The following is a 578-nucleotide window of genomic DNA, read 5'->3' on the forward strand; positions in this document are numbered from 1 at the left end:
ACTCAATTTCGAATAATCATCTCTAGGAGATGATATTGCCAAGAACACTTGAATGTGTTTTTTGGTGTATTCAATTAAGAATACATTGAGAACTTTTTTTGATAACAACAATGTTGTTATCAGTCAGCTTTCCAAATTGTTAAAGAGCTAGATTCAAACTAATGAACCATTTTTAAAAACACTCAACTTTTTATTCAAAAGTAAATGTACTTAAAGATGGTGGGCGATACCGGGCTCGAACCAGTGACCCCCTGCTTGTAAGGCAGGTGCTCTCCCAACTGAGCTAATCGCCCATATTAGTTTTACTTCTTATATGAAGAAGTTTCCTCAAGAATGGTGGAGCTATGCGGGATCGAACCGCAGACCTCCTGCGTGCAAGGCAGGCGCTCTCCCAGCTGAGCTATAGCCCCATCTTGAGATTTCATTCTTAAGAAAGAATGGTGGGTCGTGCAGGATTCGAACCTGCGACCAATTGATTAAAAGTCAACTGCTCTACCAACTGAGCTAACGACCCTTAGTGGTATCCCGTAGGGGAGTCGAACCCCTGTTACCGCCGTGAAAGGGCGGTGTCCTAGGCC

The 578-nt window shown here is 43.3% G+C and carries 3 tRNA genes; all 3 read right to left on the reverse strand.

Features of this window, described 5'->3' with window-relative positions:
* Positions 1-217: 217 nt before the first annotated feature.
* A tRNA-Val gene (locus DZ860_RS23930) sits at positions 218-293 on the reverse strand.
* Between the two features lie 41 nt (positions 294-334).
* Positions 335-410: transfer RNA gene (locus tag DZ860_RS23935), tRNA-Ala, on the reverse strand.
* 28 nt (positions 411-438) lie between these two features.
* Positions 439-514: transfer RNA gene (locus tag DZ860_RS23940), tRNA-Lys, on the reverse strand.
* Positions 515-578 lie beyond the last annotated feature (64 nt).

Origin of the sequence: Vibrio sinensis, assembly GCF_003605645.1 — a bacterium.
Classification (GTDB): Bacteria; Pseudomonadota; Gammaproteobacteria; order Enterobacterales; family Vibrionaceae; genus Vibrio; species Vibrio sinensis.